This window comes from Pontibacter oryzae, from assembly GCF_003576375.1.
Taxonomy (GTDB): Bacteria; Bacteroidota; Bacteroidia; order Cytophagales; family Hymenobacteraceae; genus Pontibacter; species Pontibacter oryzae.
This window is the reverse complement of sequence record NZ_QWGE01000006.1, coordinates 152,326-167,280: the sequence shown is the minus strand read 5'-3', so window position 1 is coordinate 167,280 and position 14,955 is coordinate 152,326. Positions and strand designations below refer to the sequence as shown.

The 14,955-nt window shown below is 47.9% G+C and carries 17 protein-coding genes; 8 read left to right on the top strand and 9 right to left on the bottom strand.

From position 1 onward, the window contains the following. Positions 1 to 5 precede the first annotated feature (5 nt). The 3 genes from D1627_RS17065 to D1627_RS17055 form a co-directional block, all read right to left on the bottom strand. Positions 6 to 287, bottom strand: a complete 282-nt coding sequence (locus D1627_RS17065; RefSeq protein ID WP_119433486.1) for a GNAT family N-acetyltransferase — start codon at positions 285 to 287, stop codon at positions 6 to 8. A 3-nt stretch (positions 288 to 290) separates the two neighbouring features. Beyond that, entirely contained in the window at positions 291 to 1,001 is a 711-nt protein-coding gene (locus D1627_RS17060) for a hypothetical protein (protein WP_119433485.1), read from the bottom strand. A 167-nt stretch (positions 1,002 to 1,168) separates the two neighbouring features. Continuing rightward, complete coding sequence (locus D1627_RS17055; RefSeq protein ID WP_119433484.1) at positions 1,169 to 1,414, bottom strand: DUF3820 family protein; 246 nt, start codon at positions 1,412 to 1,414, stop codon at positions 1,169 to 1,171. A 174-nt stretch (positions 1,415 to 1,588) separates the two neighbouring features. Here D1627_RS17055 and D1627_RS17050 point away from each other — a divergent pair, with 174 nt between their 5' ends. Beyond that, positions 1,589 to 2,821, top strand: a complete 1,233-nt coding sequence (locus D1627_RS17050) for a multidrug effflux MFS transporter (RefSeq protein WP_119433483.1) — start codon at positions 1,589 to 1,591, stop codon at positions 2,819 to 2,821. A 76-nt stretch (positions 2,822 to 2,897) separates the two neighbouring features. On the opposite strand, the gene D1627_RS17045 is transcribed toward D1627_RS17050, so the two are convergent. The 4 genes from D1627_RS17045 to D1627_RS17030 all read right to left on the bottom strand — a co-directional run bounded on the left by D1627_RS17045 (position 2,898) and on the right by D1627_RS17030 (position 5,790). Then, a complete protein-coding gene (locus D1627_RS17045) occupies positions 2,898 to 3,347 on the bottom strand; it encodes a GNAT family N-acetyltransferase (RefSeq protein ID WP_119433482.1) in 450 nt (149 codons plus the stop codon). Between the two features lie 203 nt (positions 3,348 to 3,550). Then, positions 3,551 to 4,522, bottom strand: a complete 972-nt coding sequence (locus D1627_RS17040; RefSeq protein ID WP_119433481.1) for an aldo/keto reductase — start codon at positions 4,520 to 4,522, stop codon at positions 3,551 to 3,553. A gap of 157 nt (positions 4,523 to 4,679) precedes the next feature. Next, positions 4,680 to 5,096 (bottom strand): ester cyclase, encoded by a 417-nt coding sequence (locus tag D1627_RS17035; protein ID WP_119433480.1) that lies wholly within the window; start codon positions 5,094 to 5,096, stop codon positions 4,680 to 4,682. Positions 5,097 to 5,301: 205 nt separating this feature from the next. Next, positions 5,302 to 5,790, bottom strand: a complete 489-nt coding sequence (locus D1627_RS17030; protein WP_119433479.1) for a DUF4168 domain-containing protein — start codon at positions 5,788 to 5,790, stop codon at positions 5,302 to 5,304. 488 nt (positions 5,791 to 6,278) lie between these two features. Between D1627_RS17030 and D1627_RS17025 the strand changes: the two genes are divergently transcribed. The 3 genes from D1627_RS17025 to D1627_RS17015 all read left to right on the top strand — a co-directional run bounded on the left by D1627_RS17025 (position 6,279) and on the right by D1627_RS17015 (position 8,780). After that, positions 6,279 to 7,559 carry a PAS domain-containing protein gene (locus D1627_RS17025; RefSeq protein ID WP_119433478.1) on the top strand — a complete coding sequence of 427 codons (1,281 nt, stop codon included), beginning with the start codon at positions 6,279 to 6,281 and terminating at the stop codon, positions 7,557 to 7,559. A 39-nt stretch (positions 7,560 to 7,598) separates the two neighbouring features. Next, complete coding sequence (locus D1627_RS17020) at positions 7,599 to 7,955, top strand: histidine kinase (protein WP_119433477.1); 357 nt, start codon at positions 7,599 to 7,601, stop codon at positions 7,953 to 7,955. Between the two features lie 288 nt (positions 7,956 to 8,243). Continuing rightward, positions 8,244 to 8,780: a YceI family protein gene (locus D1627_RS17015; RefSeq protein WP_119433476.1), complete on the top strand. Its 537-nt coding sequence runs from the start codon at positions 8,244 to 8,246 to the stop codon at positions 8,778 to 8,780. A gap of 53 nt (positions 8,781 to 8,833) precedes the next feature. Here D1627_RS17015 and D1627_RS17010 read toward each other — a convergent pair whose 3' ends face one another. Beyond that, positions 8,834 to 9,721, bottom strand: coding sequence for a YihY/virulence factor BrkB family protein (locus D1627_RS17010; protein ID WP_158607211.1), 888 nt, complete (start codon positions 9,719 to 9,721; stop codon positions 8,834 to 8,836). Between the two features lie 201 nt (positions 9,722 to 9,922). Here D1627_RS17010 and D1627_RS17005 point away from each other — a divergent pair, with 201 nt between their 5' ends. The 3 genes from D1627_RS17005 (at position 9,923) to D1627_RS16995 (ending at position 11,659) form a co-directional block, all read left to right on the top strand. Then, entirely contained in the window at positions 9,923 to 10,363 is a 441-nt protein-coding gene (locus tag D1627_RS17005) for a hypothetical protein (RefSeq protein WP_119433474.1), read from the top strand. 271 nt (positions 10,364 to 10,634) lie between these two features. Then, on the top strand, positions 10,635 to 11,126 hold the full coding sequence (locus tag D1627_RS17000; RefSeq protein WP_233555682.1) for a glycine zipper domain-containing protein: 492 nt from the start codon (positions 10,635 to 10,637) through the stop codon (positions 11,124 to 11,126). Between the two features lie 77 nt (positions 11,127 to 11,203). Continuing rightward, entirely contained in the window at positions 11,204 to 11,659 is a 456-nt protein-coding gene (locus D1627_RS16995; RefSeq protein WP_119433473.1) for a DUF4440 domain-containing protein, read from the top strand. Positions 11,660 to 12,095: 436 nt separating this feature from the next. On the opposite strand, the gene D1627_RS16990 is transcribed toward D1627_RS16995, so the two are convergent. Then, entirely contained in the window at positions 12,096 to 14,288 is a 2,193-nt protein-coding gene (locus D1627_RS16990) for a M3 family metallopeptidase (protein WP_119433472.1), read from the bottom strand. A 200-nt stretch (positions 14,289 to 14,488) separates the two neighbouring features. On the opposite strand from D1627_RS16990, the gene D1627_RS16985 reads away from it, so the two are divergent. Further along, positions 14,489 to 14,947, top strand: a complete 459-nt coding sequence (locus D1627_RS16985; RefSeq protein ID WP_119433471.1) for a hypothetical protein — start codon at positions 14,489 to 14,491, stop codon at positions 14,945 to 14,947. The last annotated feature ends 8 nt before the right edge of the window (positions 14,948 to 14,955 follow it).

Below are 14,955 nucleotides of genomic sequence, written 5' to 3'. Positions count from 1 at the left end.
TTAAACTAGTCCAAAAGGTCCTGGTATTCGGGGTTTTGCGCGATAAACTGCTGCACGGCCTGGCAAGTAGCTATTACTTTGCAGTTTTGCTGGCGGGCAAAGTCCAGGGCGGTGCTGATTAGCTGCTGCGCCAGCCCCTGGCCGCGGTAGTCTTCGGGCACAAAGGTATGGGTAAAGTCCAGCACCTGCTGCTCTGGCCGGGCATAGGCAACCTCAGCCTCCTGGTTATGCGGCAGGTGCGCTGTAAACTGCTGGTAGCGCTCTTCGTGTATTATCTCGAAATCCATGGGCTAAAAAGTTAAGGGCAATGCCAGTGTTTCACCTTCCTGCAGCTGCACAGTCAAGTTTTCTGTGGTTTGCTGGCCGTTTTTAGTCCGGGCAATGCTGATGGTAACCGGCGTGCCGGATGCCACAGTTAGTAGTTGAGTAGCGGTAGTTTGGGGCCAGAAAATCCGCTGCTCGCATTCCGCCCCCTGGGTTGGGGCAGTAGCATAGCGTGCCGTTACTACGAGGGAATTATTAGGGCCGAGGGCGTCGGGGTTGCTTAGTTGCAACTCCAGGGTTGCTTTGGCAGCCAGGGCGTAGTTTCGTTCTAACGTGGTATTTCGCTCCAGTTCGCCAGCGTAATAAAAGTCGCCGGGTTGGCAATAAGTATACTTTTCCGGGTCCAGGTTAGTGATTACTTCGATGTAGCCCCCCTGCAGTTCATCATCGCGCAGCAGAAAGCGAAGCTCATAATTGCCGTTGGCATCGGTAGTGGCGAAGGCTTTTTTGCGGATGGTGCTGCCGCTGAGGTAGCGAGAGTAATGCCACTGCGCCAGCAACGTAACACCAGCCAGAGGTGTGGAGCCGTTGTTGATGGTAGCGCGGCCTTTAATTATGGTGCAGGAGCCAGGGCAATACTTACTAATATAGTCGTCTTTTTCCTGGTTGCACCCTGATAGGAAAGGGATTAAAACAAGCAACCAAAGCGAGGGTTGCAAACGAAGCAGTGTTTTCATAGTTCAGTAATCAGCACATTAATATACTAAATTTTTGATATAGTAGATATGCAGCATTATTTAAGTTTAAGTAGATGTTGTATTGCAATGCAAGTCAATCGACTTAAGATTTAGAATATTCGCTGAATCATAAAACCACAACTTGTCTAATAAGTATAAACTGGCGTTTAGCGCCTTGCAAACTGCTTACGCAGAGGGGCTAACAAATAATTGAGGCCATTGATCTTGATCTCATACATGGTGGCCAGTTGCATGCCCAGCTTGCCAGCCGGAAAACCCTTGGCCGCAAACCACTCTAAGTATGATACCGGAAGGTTGCAAAGCAATATACCTTTATACTTTCCGAAGGGCATGCTGTGGCGCACCAGCTCTTCGAGGATATTCGGGTTTGGTTGTGTGTTTGATGCAGTCATAGGAGGCAAGGTAAATAATCGGGAACTTTGTGCCAAGTTAGTTGTTAGTAACCTTCGGCCCAAGGTTTTTGCGGGCCTGAACTAAAACAAGCTAAAGCCGAATGGCAGCATACCTGATTTTAAGGGCAGAGCGATGTTAAATTTATGTTGTAACTTTGAGGGCAAGACAAATACATGACGCGTAAAGAACATTTTATCATCATCCTGGTGCTTGGCGCTTTAGCCACCATCAGTCCTTTTTCCATTGATATGTACTTGCCGGGTTTTCCGGCAATCGTAAAGGACCTTGACACCAATATTTCGCAGGTGCAGCTTTCCCTGACGGCGTACCTGATCGGTATTTCGGTAGGGCAGTTGCTGTACGGCCCGTTGCTGGATAGGTTTGGCCGTAAAAACCCACTTTATGCCGGCCTTGCCATTTATATTGTGGCCTCGCTGGCCTGTGCCTATACCGACTCTGTTAACTCGCTTATCGTGATGCGCTTTATACAGGCAGTAGGCGGTTGTGCGGGCATGGTAGCGGCCCAGACACTTGTGCGCGATATCTTTCCGGTAAACAAAACAGCACAGGCCTTTTCGTTGCTTACCCTTGTAATTGCGGTTTCCCCCATGATAGCACCAACAGTTGGAGGGTACCTTACGGCAGCCTTTGGCTGGCACTCGGTTTTTGTTATTCTGGCGGCTATTACGGCTCTCATTATGGTAGGCGTATTTGTGGCGCTGCCAGAGGGGCGGCAACCCGATGCATCTATCTCGCTAAAACCTAAACCGGTGTTAGATAACTTCCTGAGCGTAATGAAGCAAGAGCAGTTTCTGTTGTATGCGCTGGCCGGAGGCATCGCTACGGCGGCTCCGTTTGCGTATATCGCGGGCTCCTCGGATGTGTTCATGAACATTTACCATGTAAGCGAGCAGGAGTACGGCTGGATTTTCGCTTTCCTAGCATTCGCCATGATCGGGTCTACGCAACTCAACCATGTGATACTTAACAAGTTTAAAAGCGAACAGGTCATCAACTTTACCTTAGTTTACCAAACCGTTGTGGCCGTACTTTTGGTGGTAGGCACTTACTATGGCTGGTATGGGAAGTATAGCCTGATTGGGCTGTTGTTTATCTTCCTAACGGGGCAGGGCTTGCTTAACCCCAATGCTACGGCTTTGTCGTTGGCGCCATTTACCAAGAACACTGGTAGTGCGGCTGCGCTGTTGGGTAGTTTCAGGATGGCGATGGGTGGCTTGATGTCGGCTGCCGTGAGTGTGCTCCACAACAATACAACACTACCCATGGTAAGCGTTATGGCAGGGTGTGCTATTGCCGGATTGATTATTCTGCTGGTAGGCCAGCGCACTATCCGCTACCGTGCCAACCGCCGGGAGGTGGAAGAGGATACATCGGTGCTGGTATAAGTGCGTCTATAAAAATATAAAACACGAAGCCCCGGTAAGCAGTGTAGTTTGCCGGGGCTTTGTTTTAAAGTATAATTTATACTTTCGTCATCTCAATGTGGTCGATGCCATCCTCGTCATACACCGGGCCCGATTGCACAAAACCGAACGCTTCGTAAAAACCTTTAGCATATAGCTGTGCGCCAATTTTGATGGGCCCCGAACCGTATAAGCGGTAACATTCCTGTATGGAGAAATCCACCAGAAACTTGCCAGCGCCTTTTCCACGCACGGCCATACTTGTCACAATGCGGCCAATAGACATGGCATCGGGGTAGGAGAGACCGGGCGGCACAAGCCGTGAGGTGGCCACTAACTCATCGTTTTGATACAGAAGCAGGTGCTGGCATTTCTGGTCTTTGTTATCCATGTCCAGAAAAACGCAGGTCTGCTCCACTACAAACACCTCGCTGCGCAGGCGAAGCATATCATACATTTCGTAAGGGGTAAGCTCAGCGAAAGCTTTACTAATTTTAGAATAAGGCATTTAAAGTGATTTGTATAAACAACCGCGATGTTACGAAATCTGTTACTAAGAAGTGTGCTAAAATTTTTGATTAGAAACGATATTGCGGTACAAACAGCAGGTTGATGGGAAGTATAAAGTACCAACGGCCACTAACCCAAATTTGTACTGAGTAAGTGGCCGTCGCCAATAAAATATGAAAGTATGCTTTCTAACTGAGCATCTTACTGTGACCACTCCGTTGGTTTACGGTCCCAGCGGTGGCCTTTTAGTTCTTCAAGCAATTCTTTTGGCAAGCCTTTTCCATCGCTGGTGGCGGTATTTGCCTTTACGTGGTTGGCTTTGCGCATGCCAGGTATGGTTGTGCTGATTTGCGGGTTGCTAAGTATAAAGCGCAGTGCCATTTCGGGCAAAGTCATGTCTTCGGGTACCAGTGGCTTTAACTTATCGGCATGCGCTACGCTGCTGTTAAGGTTTTCGGGCACAAAGTATGTGTTGCGCCAATCGCCTTCCGGAAAAGTACTGTCTTTGGTGAGGTTCCCGGTCAGGGTACCTTCATCAAATGGTACGCGGGCAATTATCCCTATATCGAGTTTCTCGCAAAGCGGGAACAGTTCATCTTCCGGGGCCTGGTCGAAGATGTTGTAGATAACCTGCACCGCGCTGATATGGCCGGTGCGCAAAGTTTCGAGCACGTTTTCTGGCTCCCAACGGTTCACGCTAATGCCCATGTGCTGAATTTTGCCATCGGCTTTCAGTTTTTCCACGGCACGCTGCCACTCGTCCTGGTTTGCCCAGCTATCTTCCCACACATGAAACTGCATCAGGTCGATGGTTTCCACGCCCAGGTTCTTCAGGCTTTTCTCGGTATACTCCATAATATGCCTAGCCGGGAAAACATCTTCCAGCTTAAAGTTTGATTTAGAAGGCCATGTAAAGTTCCTGGGCGGGATTTTGGTGGCTACGTAGAGCTTCTGCTCCGGGTGGCGCTTCAGGAGTTTGCCTAGCAATTCTTCGCTGTGCCCGCTGCCATAGTCCCAGGCCGTGTCGAAAAAGTTGCAGCCGTTTGCCACTGCCAAATCCAGGGATTGCTCAGATTGCCGGTCATCTGACTCTGTCCAGCCTGCCATGCCCCACATGCCGTAGCCTACTTCGCTTATTTCCCAGCCTGTTCGGCCAAATCGTCTGTATTGCATCGTATCTGTTTTGTAATTACTAGCTCAAGGTATAAAACTTTTAAACAGAATGGTATTTCATGCCGCAAGGTTTGCTAGCTAATATGGGTAGGTAAAGACACTCCCGCATGGTTTAAAGTATGAGTACTATAAGCTGCGGCTACAACTGGTTTGAGATTTAAGCGCTGATCTGAGCCCCGATTTGCTTCAGGGTGCCTAACTCGTCTGAGCTGCCCCATCGCTCGGCGATTTTACCACCCTCGAAGCGGGCAATCTGCACACCCCTGGCCTTGATGGATTTGTTGGTGGGTGCTATGCCCATAAAATCTCCCTGGTGCGAGCCTGTAACGGTGTATGCAATGGCCACACTATCATCATCGGCAACCATATGCTCCACGTTTACTTTCAGGTCGGGAAAGGCAGCGCGGAATGTAGAAAAGAATTGAATAAAGCCTTCGGGGCCAGGCCCTTGGTCAGGTGCGGGGTCGTGGTCCAGCACGTCAGCCGTCATCAGCTCATGAAATTTCTGAAGCTGGCCGGTGTTAATGGCTTCGCCAAATTTTTTCTGGGTTTCGATATTGGTTTGCTTGCTCATTTGTTTTCATAGTTGTGCGCTTGTAAAAAACAGCGCTGGTTATACTTAGTGGTTGCTTACAGCGTGCCTGTGGCCGATAAGGTGCAAACCCTAAAGCGTACGGCAAGGCGGCAAGTCTGGTTATGCAGCAGGTATAGCTTTTAAAAGCGGACGTGCCCTTCCTAGAAACTAAGAAGGGCACGCGTGCTCGTTATACTAGGTGGGCTTATTCGGCAGCCATTACTTTCCTGATCTGGGTTTGCACGGCTGGGTCTTCTTTATAAGCTTTCAGAATGTTGTTATACTCTTCCATGGTAAGGCCTTCTTCTTCAATGGCTTCTTTTACCTTCTGGCGTGTTTCGGGCTGTAGTTGTACGATGGTTTGCGCCGCGCTGCTGAAAGCGGAGATTTCTTCCGGATTTTCGGCTACCTCTTCCAGTTTTTTCTGGCGGTGTGCCTTTGCAAGCTCATTGAAACGGTCCACGCTCAAGTCCTGCTCTTCTATGGCGGCTACCAATGCGGTACGGCTCTCTTTTTGTATTTCGGTGGCTTTGGTGTTAGCTTCCAAAAAGTTTTTCAGGTCTTGGTTAGAAAAACTGTGTTCTGATTGCTCTGTCTGTGGCCCTGCGGCTTCCTGAGCGAGTGCCTCATGCCCGAAGCAAAGTGATGTCATGACAAGTGCGGCTGCAATAGTCCCTTTCTTTAATAATACCATGTAGTGGTTCTTGTTAGGATTGGGTTAAGAAATTGATTGAACGTTAGGCCGGAAAACCTGGCGCCTGGCTGAATTGCCACGTCTGAAACAGGTTGAGAACAGGCCTTAAAGTATGACCTGGTAAGTTTCCATACCTAGTTAAGTATAAGGTTTTTGATCCGGAATGGCAAATTCAGCACGGATTTATAAGTATAATTCATCAGGATGCCCGTAAAGTATAATTGGCTCTTGCCGCTATTGTGTGCTTTATCTATTCTTACTCAACTAGCAAAGTATCCTGATTTTGATAAAAATCGACTTCTTAGCGAACATTCCCGTAATAAGAATTTCACCAAGTATTAGTTATCCTGAATATTGATCTGCTAGTTTTTGCTACCAGTAGCCTTACGCAAAGCAGATATCAAAAACTCAAATTATGCTATCTTTGCTATAGCCTTTTAGCCAAAAGGCATGGAGAACGCCTAAATTAATTTACACTTGCTGTTAACATGGATCTATATAAGTTATTCATCCATATTCCGGAGCCGATTGTAGTTATATCTCCTGAGTATAAAGTTTTAGATGCCACTGATAAGTACCTGGAGGTTACCATGCGGACCAGGGAAGAGCTTATAGGGCAGGATCTCTTAAAAGCTTTTCCGGATAACCCAAACAGTGCGGCATCTAAGAACGTGAAAACGCTTCGCCAGTCTTTGGATAATGCGCTGCATACCAAACAGGTAGACCTTTTCCCGGTAACACGCTACGATATACCTCGGCCTGCGGCGCAGGGCGGCGGCTTTGATATACGTTTCTGGGAAGCCTCGCATACGCCTGTGCTTGATGATGCGGGTAATGTGATGTTTATCATCCAGCGTACTGCCGATGTTACTGAACGGGAAATAGCGAAGCTGGTCCTATCTGAGACTGAGGAGAAGTTTAGGTTTATGGCAGAGGCCATGCCACAGCTTATCAATACAAGCAATGCCGCAGGAGAGTATACTTACTTTAATCAGCGCTGGGTAAATTATACAGGTCTATCCCCTAAAGAACTGTTGGGCGGAGCCTCTTTAGATGCTATACACCCCGACGATCTGAAAATCTTTCTGCAACGCAGGAAGGAAGCCTATGAGAACGGCAGCAGCCTGCAGGTAGAGCTAAGAATCCGGGAGAAAGATAAGGCATATCGCTGGCACCTTACCCGTGGCGTACCGATGCAGGGCGAAGACGGGAAAGTGATCATGTGGGTTTTCAGCTCCACGGATATACACGATATGCGGCAAATGGTGCACGAGTTACTCGAGGCAAACGAGCAAATGGAGGCGCTATCGGACCAGGTGCAGCTGGCATACAAGAAGGTTGAACTGGAGCGCACTACATTGGAGCGCGTGTTTATGCAGGTACCGGCACTCCTTTGCATCCTTAAAGGCCCCGATCACAGGTTCGAACTGGTAAACCCGGCCTATCAGCAGATGATGCCCGGCAAAGAGTTGGTTGGCAAAACTGTGGTAGAAGCCATGCCTGAAGTAGTTGAGCAAGGCTTTATAGAGATGCTAGACGCGGTATATAATTCAGGCAAGCCGATAATAGTTGATGAGATATTAGTGAAACTGGACCGCTTCGGCACCGGCGAGACATCGGATATTTATGTAACTCTAAATTACCAGCCATTAATTAATGAAAAAGACCAGGTTACCGGTATTATATTCTTCGGATACGATGTAACCACTTATGTAGAAGCTAAACAGAAATTGCAACAGTTAAATGATACAGCAGGCGCTCAGCAGTAGCCCAGTAAAAGTATAGCGTAGCAGGTTTAATTGCCTTACATGAACCAAGCCCAGGTAGATTTTCAACAACTTAGGATAAAGCATATTCTGTTTAAGTCTAAAGTGCGTTCCGTGCTTTATGGTGGCAACATGGATCATGCTTTCTTCTCCACATCAGGGCCGATAGAAGTATGGTTTAGCACCATAGGGCTATCTTATTATTACAATGAGCCTGGCATCAAAACGCTGCACCGCATGCACTTGGCTCTTAATGCCATCGCGCTACAGCTTTTTAACCTTTACAGCAGCGGCAGAATAGACCAGGCTCATGAAGGGCTCAGAAAGTTGGAAGATAACTCAGAGGATTTTCTGAGCACGCTGCACAGCCTCGAAGATAAGTATAAAGCCTATAGCTAATCGCTTGGCGCCGGCTTTTTACACATCCTCATTCCTATCACCAGCATAGGTCTGTGCCTCGATTTTTATCACCTACCCTAAGATAAGTGATGATCCCGTTTAGTTTCCGCTAACAGCTGCAAGTCTTGTTCCCAATCGCGTTCAAATTTTTGTTCCCGTACATGTAGCTATCTGCTTATTGGTTATGAACCAAGGGTTTATGTTGCCTTTGCGTGCTGCTGTTGCGTATGCCCTAGAAAGCGCGACTCTTTTTTAAATCAATGTGATTAATTCTAAAAGCACAGGACTATGGCAACAACAAAATGGGTAGTAGATCCCACACACAGCGAGGTTCAGTTCAAAGTTAAACACCTGATGATTACTACGGTAACAGGCTACTTCGGGAAATTTAATGTAGAGGTGGCAACAGAAGGCGATGACTTCGCAAAAGCATCAAGCATTCTGTTCACAGCGGACGTAGATTCCATTAGTACTAACAACGAACAGCGCGACACGCACTTAAAGTCGGCTGATTTCTTTGATGCCGCCAACCATGAGCAGGTAAAGTTTGAGGGGAAAACGTTTGAGAAGGAATCTGACGAGGAGTATAAATTGCACGGCAACCTCACCATCCGGGGTACCACAAAACCTGTTACGGTTAATGTTGCTTTTGGCGGAATAGTAGTTGACTCCTACGGCCAGACAAAGGCTGGCTTTACCGTAACTGGTAAAATAAACCGAAAGGACTTTGGCTTGACCTGGAGCGCAGTAACGGAAGCTGGAAGTGTAGTAGTGAGCGATGAGATTAAACTGAACAGCGAAATCCAACTTGTAAAACAAAGCTAGTCCATAAAGTCTACGTTAAGCATGGCTGCCTCTGTGTTTATGGGGCAGCCATACTATCGCTCATACTTTTCAGCAATATCCTTGGGCTGTACCTCGCGCCCCCTGTTAGTGGCATACGCCTTGGTTACTTCGGCTCCCAACAGCAGAATAACGGAGGAGTAAAAAACCCAGAGCAACAGTATGACCAAAGAGCCCGCCGCCGCATAAATTCCGGCAATAACCATCTTGCTGAGTGCGAAGTTTATAATCTGCTTGCCAACCAGGAACAGGAGTGAGGTAATAACCCCTCCAGCCAGAGCGTCCTTCCAGGATACCCATACATCGGGCAGTAGCTTTAAAATAGAGGTAAAAAACACAAAGACGATTGTAAGGTAAAAAACCGTGTTTAGGGTGCGTACTGTTGGCGAGAAGTACTGGTTCAGGACAGCGCGCAAGTCATCGCTGAACATAGCAATCACCGTATCAAACAGCAGGCTAAGCGCAAATAGCAACCCTAGCCCGCCCACCATGGCTACCGCAGTCAACCTGTTTTTTAAGAGCTTCACAATGCCTGCACCCGACCGGATGCGCACATCCCACACCGCATTCAATGCTTTTTGGATGATAAAAAATGTAATGGCCGAACTTTGCGTGATTACAAGTATACTTATAAGTATGCCCAGGAAGCTGGTAGGTACCTCCACGGCATTCGTAAGTATACTGGCAACCTGCTCTGCAGCCTGAGCGCTGATAAGCTGGCCCACTTCTTTCACAAGTTCTTGCCTTACAGTCTGCTCCGAGAAGAACATGGAGCCGGCAAACATAAGGATGATAAGGATGGCCGGTAACGAGAAAATTGTGAAAAAGGCGATAGCAGCACTAAACACGATGGGCTCACCACGTCTGAAACTCTTCTGAGAAGCCTTTAAAATCTCCCAGGTATTCGTGAAAAATCTATCCACAAAGTTCTTTTTAAGGGTAACGCTAGCGCGTGCTATGCAGGCAAATAATTTGTTTGATGAATAACGCTGAATGGCAGCATAAGTTAAGCCGAAATACGTATAAAAAGGCTGTTTAACGTTTCCAATTCACTATTAGGTTAATGAAGCCCTCCTGATATAATGGGAAACCAGGCGTTAAGATGTCCTTAAAATTTCCCTTATATGATTGAGAATAAGCCGCAAGAGCATAGCTCCTTTCACTCACACATGCTCCCAGTTTTCTGCAACGATTATATACACATTGAGAAATCAGAAACTGCAAGCTTCTTGGAAGTAGTATGGAAAAAAGCACTGCAGCAGGAAGAGTACAGGCTAGGTATGGAAGCGTTTATCCAATGTGCCACTGCTACGCAAGCACAGTTAGTCTTGATTGATTACACTAAAATGCCCGCTCCTACGCTGGCTGACCAAGCCTGGGCTGGTACCCATGCCATGCCTCAGTTACGGAAGTCGGGTATAGAGCGGCTGGCCAGGCTGCTTTCCGTTGATATTTTCCAGAATCTTGCGCTTGATAACATCTTTAGGTTAGCTCAACCCTTGTCTTATGCCGCGGAGAACTTTGCAGAAAAAGAAACTGCTCTTAAATGGCTTTTCAGGAAATAAAAATGAAATGCTCTGATTATTCAGTATACACTTCCTCTACCTGAAGCAGAGTTTATGTATAGCGCTATCAGGCATGTATAAATTATTTTATATAAAAATTTTTAAAATTTAAAATCCTGAAAATCAAATTGTTAATTAATGGTTATAGATTTTTAGGGATGCGTGAGCAACCTGAATGGCATGCAAATTGTAAATCCCCTATCAGTTACGTAAAAGTTTGTTCATAAACATTAAAAACGTACTTATGAAAAGAGGAACATTAATTTTTAGTATGGTTTTTATAGTATCAATCATACTTAGCACAGCAAGTTTTGCACAGTCAGAAAAGAAAAAGATAAGCCCACAGGCTAAAGGCACTGTAATTGGCGCTGCCACTGGTGCAGCAGCTGGTGCAATTATCCATAAGAGAAACCGCGCTGTTGGTGGGGTTGTGGGTGGCGTAGTTGGTGGTGGTGCCGGCTATGTGATCGGTAAGAAAATCGACAATAAAAATAAGGCAGAGGCCGCTGCAGAAGCTGAAAGAATAGCCGCTGCCAACAGAGCCGCTGCCGCCGAGGCACGCGCCGCACGTGCGGTAGCTACAAACAACAGCCAGCGTAACAGTGCGCCAGCTGCCAGCAAGCCAGCCCCAGCTGCAGTAAGTTATGCCGCTTACACAGAGGTGCAGGACCCAATCATGGGCATCGCCTTTTTGGCAAACCCAGACTATGGCGACAAGTCTACGGCTTACTCAACGTCGGAGGTTAGAAGAAAAAGCTGGTAAGCACTAGAGAAATTATACGCTAAGGAGGCGCCCGGCTATAGTCCGGGCGTTTTCTGTAACACCTAAACTTAGAAACCATGAAACGAATCCTATATATACTGTTTTTTGCTGCCATACTTTCTTCCTGCTCTAAACCGGAGGATGCAGCCACTATCCAGAACCTGAATAAAGAGTTTATCAGCGCCTGGAACAACAACGACCCGGATAAGGTAATCTCTTACTTGGCCGAGGATGTGCAGTTTTTACAAGGCGAAACACATTTCAGTGGAAAAGCCGAGGTAGCCGATAAATGGGTGAAAGATACTTATACTACCATCGGTGACCTGAAAACAAATGTAGTGAGCACAGGCGCTGATAACGCAATTGCCTACGAAGCCGGTACTTTCTCTGTAGATGTACTTCCATCGGGCCCGGACCAGTTACGCGGTATGGGAGAAGGTAATTTTATTCTGCTCTGGAAGAAAAGCGACAACGGCGAATGGAAACTAAGTTACGCCCAATTAGAAGGACTGCCGGTGCAGGTTAAAAACTAAGTATACCCTAAGCACCTAAAGTATAAAAAAACCGCTTGCCCAAAGTATGAAGCTTTGAGCAAGCGGTTTTTTTATGTAATGATGAAATCAGTGAAAACAATTCTACTCCATACATTCAGAGCAAAACAGTTCCCTGTTTTTCCGGGAGGCGCCTTTTGAGATCCGGTGCCCGGAGGGCAGCGCCCTGGCGCATGAGGGAACATAGCGCTGAGCGGGAAAACGAGTCCTCGCGGACTTGGAGCGCACAATAGCTATTTGAAACTATTAGCATGCAAGACTGAGGATTGTCATTAGTTATGCCAACGAATACTAAACAATTACTGGCTACACATCAAGTATAAACACCCCAATTCATAAACCAATCAGAAAAAAGAAAGCCTCCCACAACCAGTGAGAGGCTTTTGGTATGTATGGCCGTAGCCACTAAAACATACTGTTACTTCTTAGACTGCGGCTGCGTTACCGGGAAACCGCGGTCGCGCATGAGAGCATCTATTTTGGCATCGCGGCCACGGAATTTGCGGTAGGCTTCGGCGGGGTCCATGGAGTTGCGCGGGGCAAACAGGTACTTCACTAGTCTGGCTGCTACCTCTTTATCATAGAATCCGCCCGGCGCTTCTTCAAAGGCTTCTGCGGCATCGGCTGTCAGTACGTCGGCCCACATGTAACCATAGTACGCCGTGGCATAGCCCTCGCCGGAGAACACGTGCCCGAAGTGCGGCGAGCGGTGGCGCATCACAATTTCTTCCGGCATGTTCATGGCGGCAAGCGTTTCGCGCTCAAACGTATCAGGGTCTATGCCTTCCGGGTCTGCCAGGTGGTACTTCATATCCATCAGGGCAGAGGCCAGGTACTCAGTCGTAGAAAAGCCCTGGTTAAAGGTCGATGCCTTCTTGATCTTGGCAACCAACTCCGCAGGAATAACCTTACCGGTTTCGTGGTGCTTCAGGAACTGGTTTATCACCTTGTCTGTAGACAGCCAGCGCTCCAGCAACTGCGACTGGAACTCGGTATAATCGCGCACGCCGCCGTTCAGGGTTGGGTACTTCACGTTAGACGACAGGAAGTGCAGCGCATGGCCAAACTCATGGAAGAACGTAGTGGCATCGTCCCAGGAAACAAGCACCGGCTCGCCGGGAGCAGGCTTAATAAAGTTTGAGTTGTTAGAAGCCAACACCGTTTTCTTGCCATTAAAAGTAGTATGGCTGCGGTAAGGCGAGGCCCAGGCACCCGAGCGCTTGCCCTGGCGTGCAAATGGGTCGAGGTACCAAAGCCCGATATGCTCGCCGGTCGTTTTGTCGGTTACTTCCCATACGTTCACATCCTCATGGAAAACAGGAACCGAGCCTTCCGGCACTGGTGTAAAGTTGAAGTTAAACAGCTCACCAGCCGTGAAAAACAGCGCCTGGGTCAGGTTGTTAAGCTCCAGATACTGCTTCACTTCGTCAGAGTCGAGGTCATACTTTTGCTTGCGCACCTTCTCGGCATAATAGCGGTAATCCCAGGGCTTGATAGTGATTTTCTTTCCGCTGGCATCGGCTACGGCCTGCATATCAGCCACCTCCTCTTTTACACGCGCAATGGCGGCTGGCCAAACGGCATTCATCAGGTCCATGGCACGCTCCGGCGTTTTGGCCATGCGGTTCTGCAGGCGCCAGTCGGCGTAGTTATCGTAGCCCATCAGTTTTACACGCTCATTTCTAAGCTTCAGTATTTTCTTGATATTCTCGTTGTTATCATACTTGTCGCCGTTGTCGCCACGGGAGTAGTAAGTGGTCCATACTTTCTCGCGTAAGGCACGCTCATCAGAATAAGTCAGGAACTGGTCCATGCTGGAGCGGGTGTTGGTAACGGCATACTTGCCGGCTTGGCCACGGTCTGCGGCAGCTTTGGCAGCAGCCTTCACAAAAGACTCCGGCAGTCCGCTCAGTTGGTCTTTGGTGAGGTACACTACGTAGTTCTCCTCATCGGCAAGTATGTTGTTAGAGAACTCAGTATAAAGCGATGACAATTCTTTGTTGATGGCGGCGTAACGCGCTTTAGCAGCCGCATCCAGGTTGGCACCTTCCATGGCAAAGCCTTCGTATACCAGCTGCACCACGCGTTGCTGATCGGCAGGCAATGGCTTTTTCTGGGAGTTGTCGTAAACCGTTTTAATGCGCTGGAACAGCTTCTCGTTCTGAGAGATCTTAGAGCTGAACTCGGAGATTTTCGGTGCCAGCTCTGCCTGAATAGCTCGGAACTCCGGCGACGAAACGTTGCTGCCCCAAATGCTATAGTATGTAAATGCGCGGTTCAGTTCTTCGCCGGCTTTCTCCATCGGCTCAATTGTGTTCTGGAACGTAGCGGGAGCGGGGTTGTTGGCAATCGCCTCTATCTCGGCCAGCTGTATCGCCATGCCCTTCTCTATGGCTGGCTTCAGGTCGGCCAGGTTCATTTTATCAAATGCTGGCACGCCACCATATGGGCCAGTCCATTCAGCGAGTAAAGGGTTATCTATATCTTTTTTCAATTCCATAGATGCTTGTGCTTGTGGAGTTTGCTGCACCTGCGTAGAGGTACAGCCGAGTAAGGCCAGCAGGGCAATTATACTTGATTTCTTGCCGGCATATAGAAGTGGGTTTTCCATAGAAATTAATAAAGTAGGTTAAATAGATTGAAGTACACTGCACAGTATGCAGCCATAACTGTACCACAAGTTACTAAAAAATAACTGATAGCGTTGCAGAGGCGTATTCTGACGAATATCAGTAAACATCAGATAGTGGTAAATGTTTACCTTCGTAAAGCCGAGGATTTATACGTAGAGTCAGATTTAGAACTTAAAACATGGATGCACAACCAGCACGCTCAAAGCAAACCATACAGCAACTATACAATACCATTTTACCGGAACTGGCACAGCACATCCACCGGAACCTCTCGCCGGTACTGCCGCTCTTCCACGATTTCCATCTGGAGCGCGTGATAGACACCTGGACCAAAGACCCCGCTGCCTCCGAGGGCGAGGAGATAAGTATAGAGAATGGAAACGTGCAGCAACTTGGCTTGCGGCTGCGGCTGGAAGGTTTCCAGAAAGCCGGCGCCGAAGCGTTTGACCTGGCTAAAGACTTGCTGTTCAGGCTGGAAAAGTATGGTTATTCTATTGGCCCGGATAAGCAAAGCACATGGCTGGAGAAAGAATATGGGCAGCGCTGGGAGCAGAGCGAGTATAACCAACTGGCCGAAAAATGGACCGAGGACCTGATAGATACCCTAACGGAAAGGCTACAAGGTTTATCCGATTAAGTTAGCTA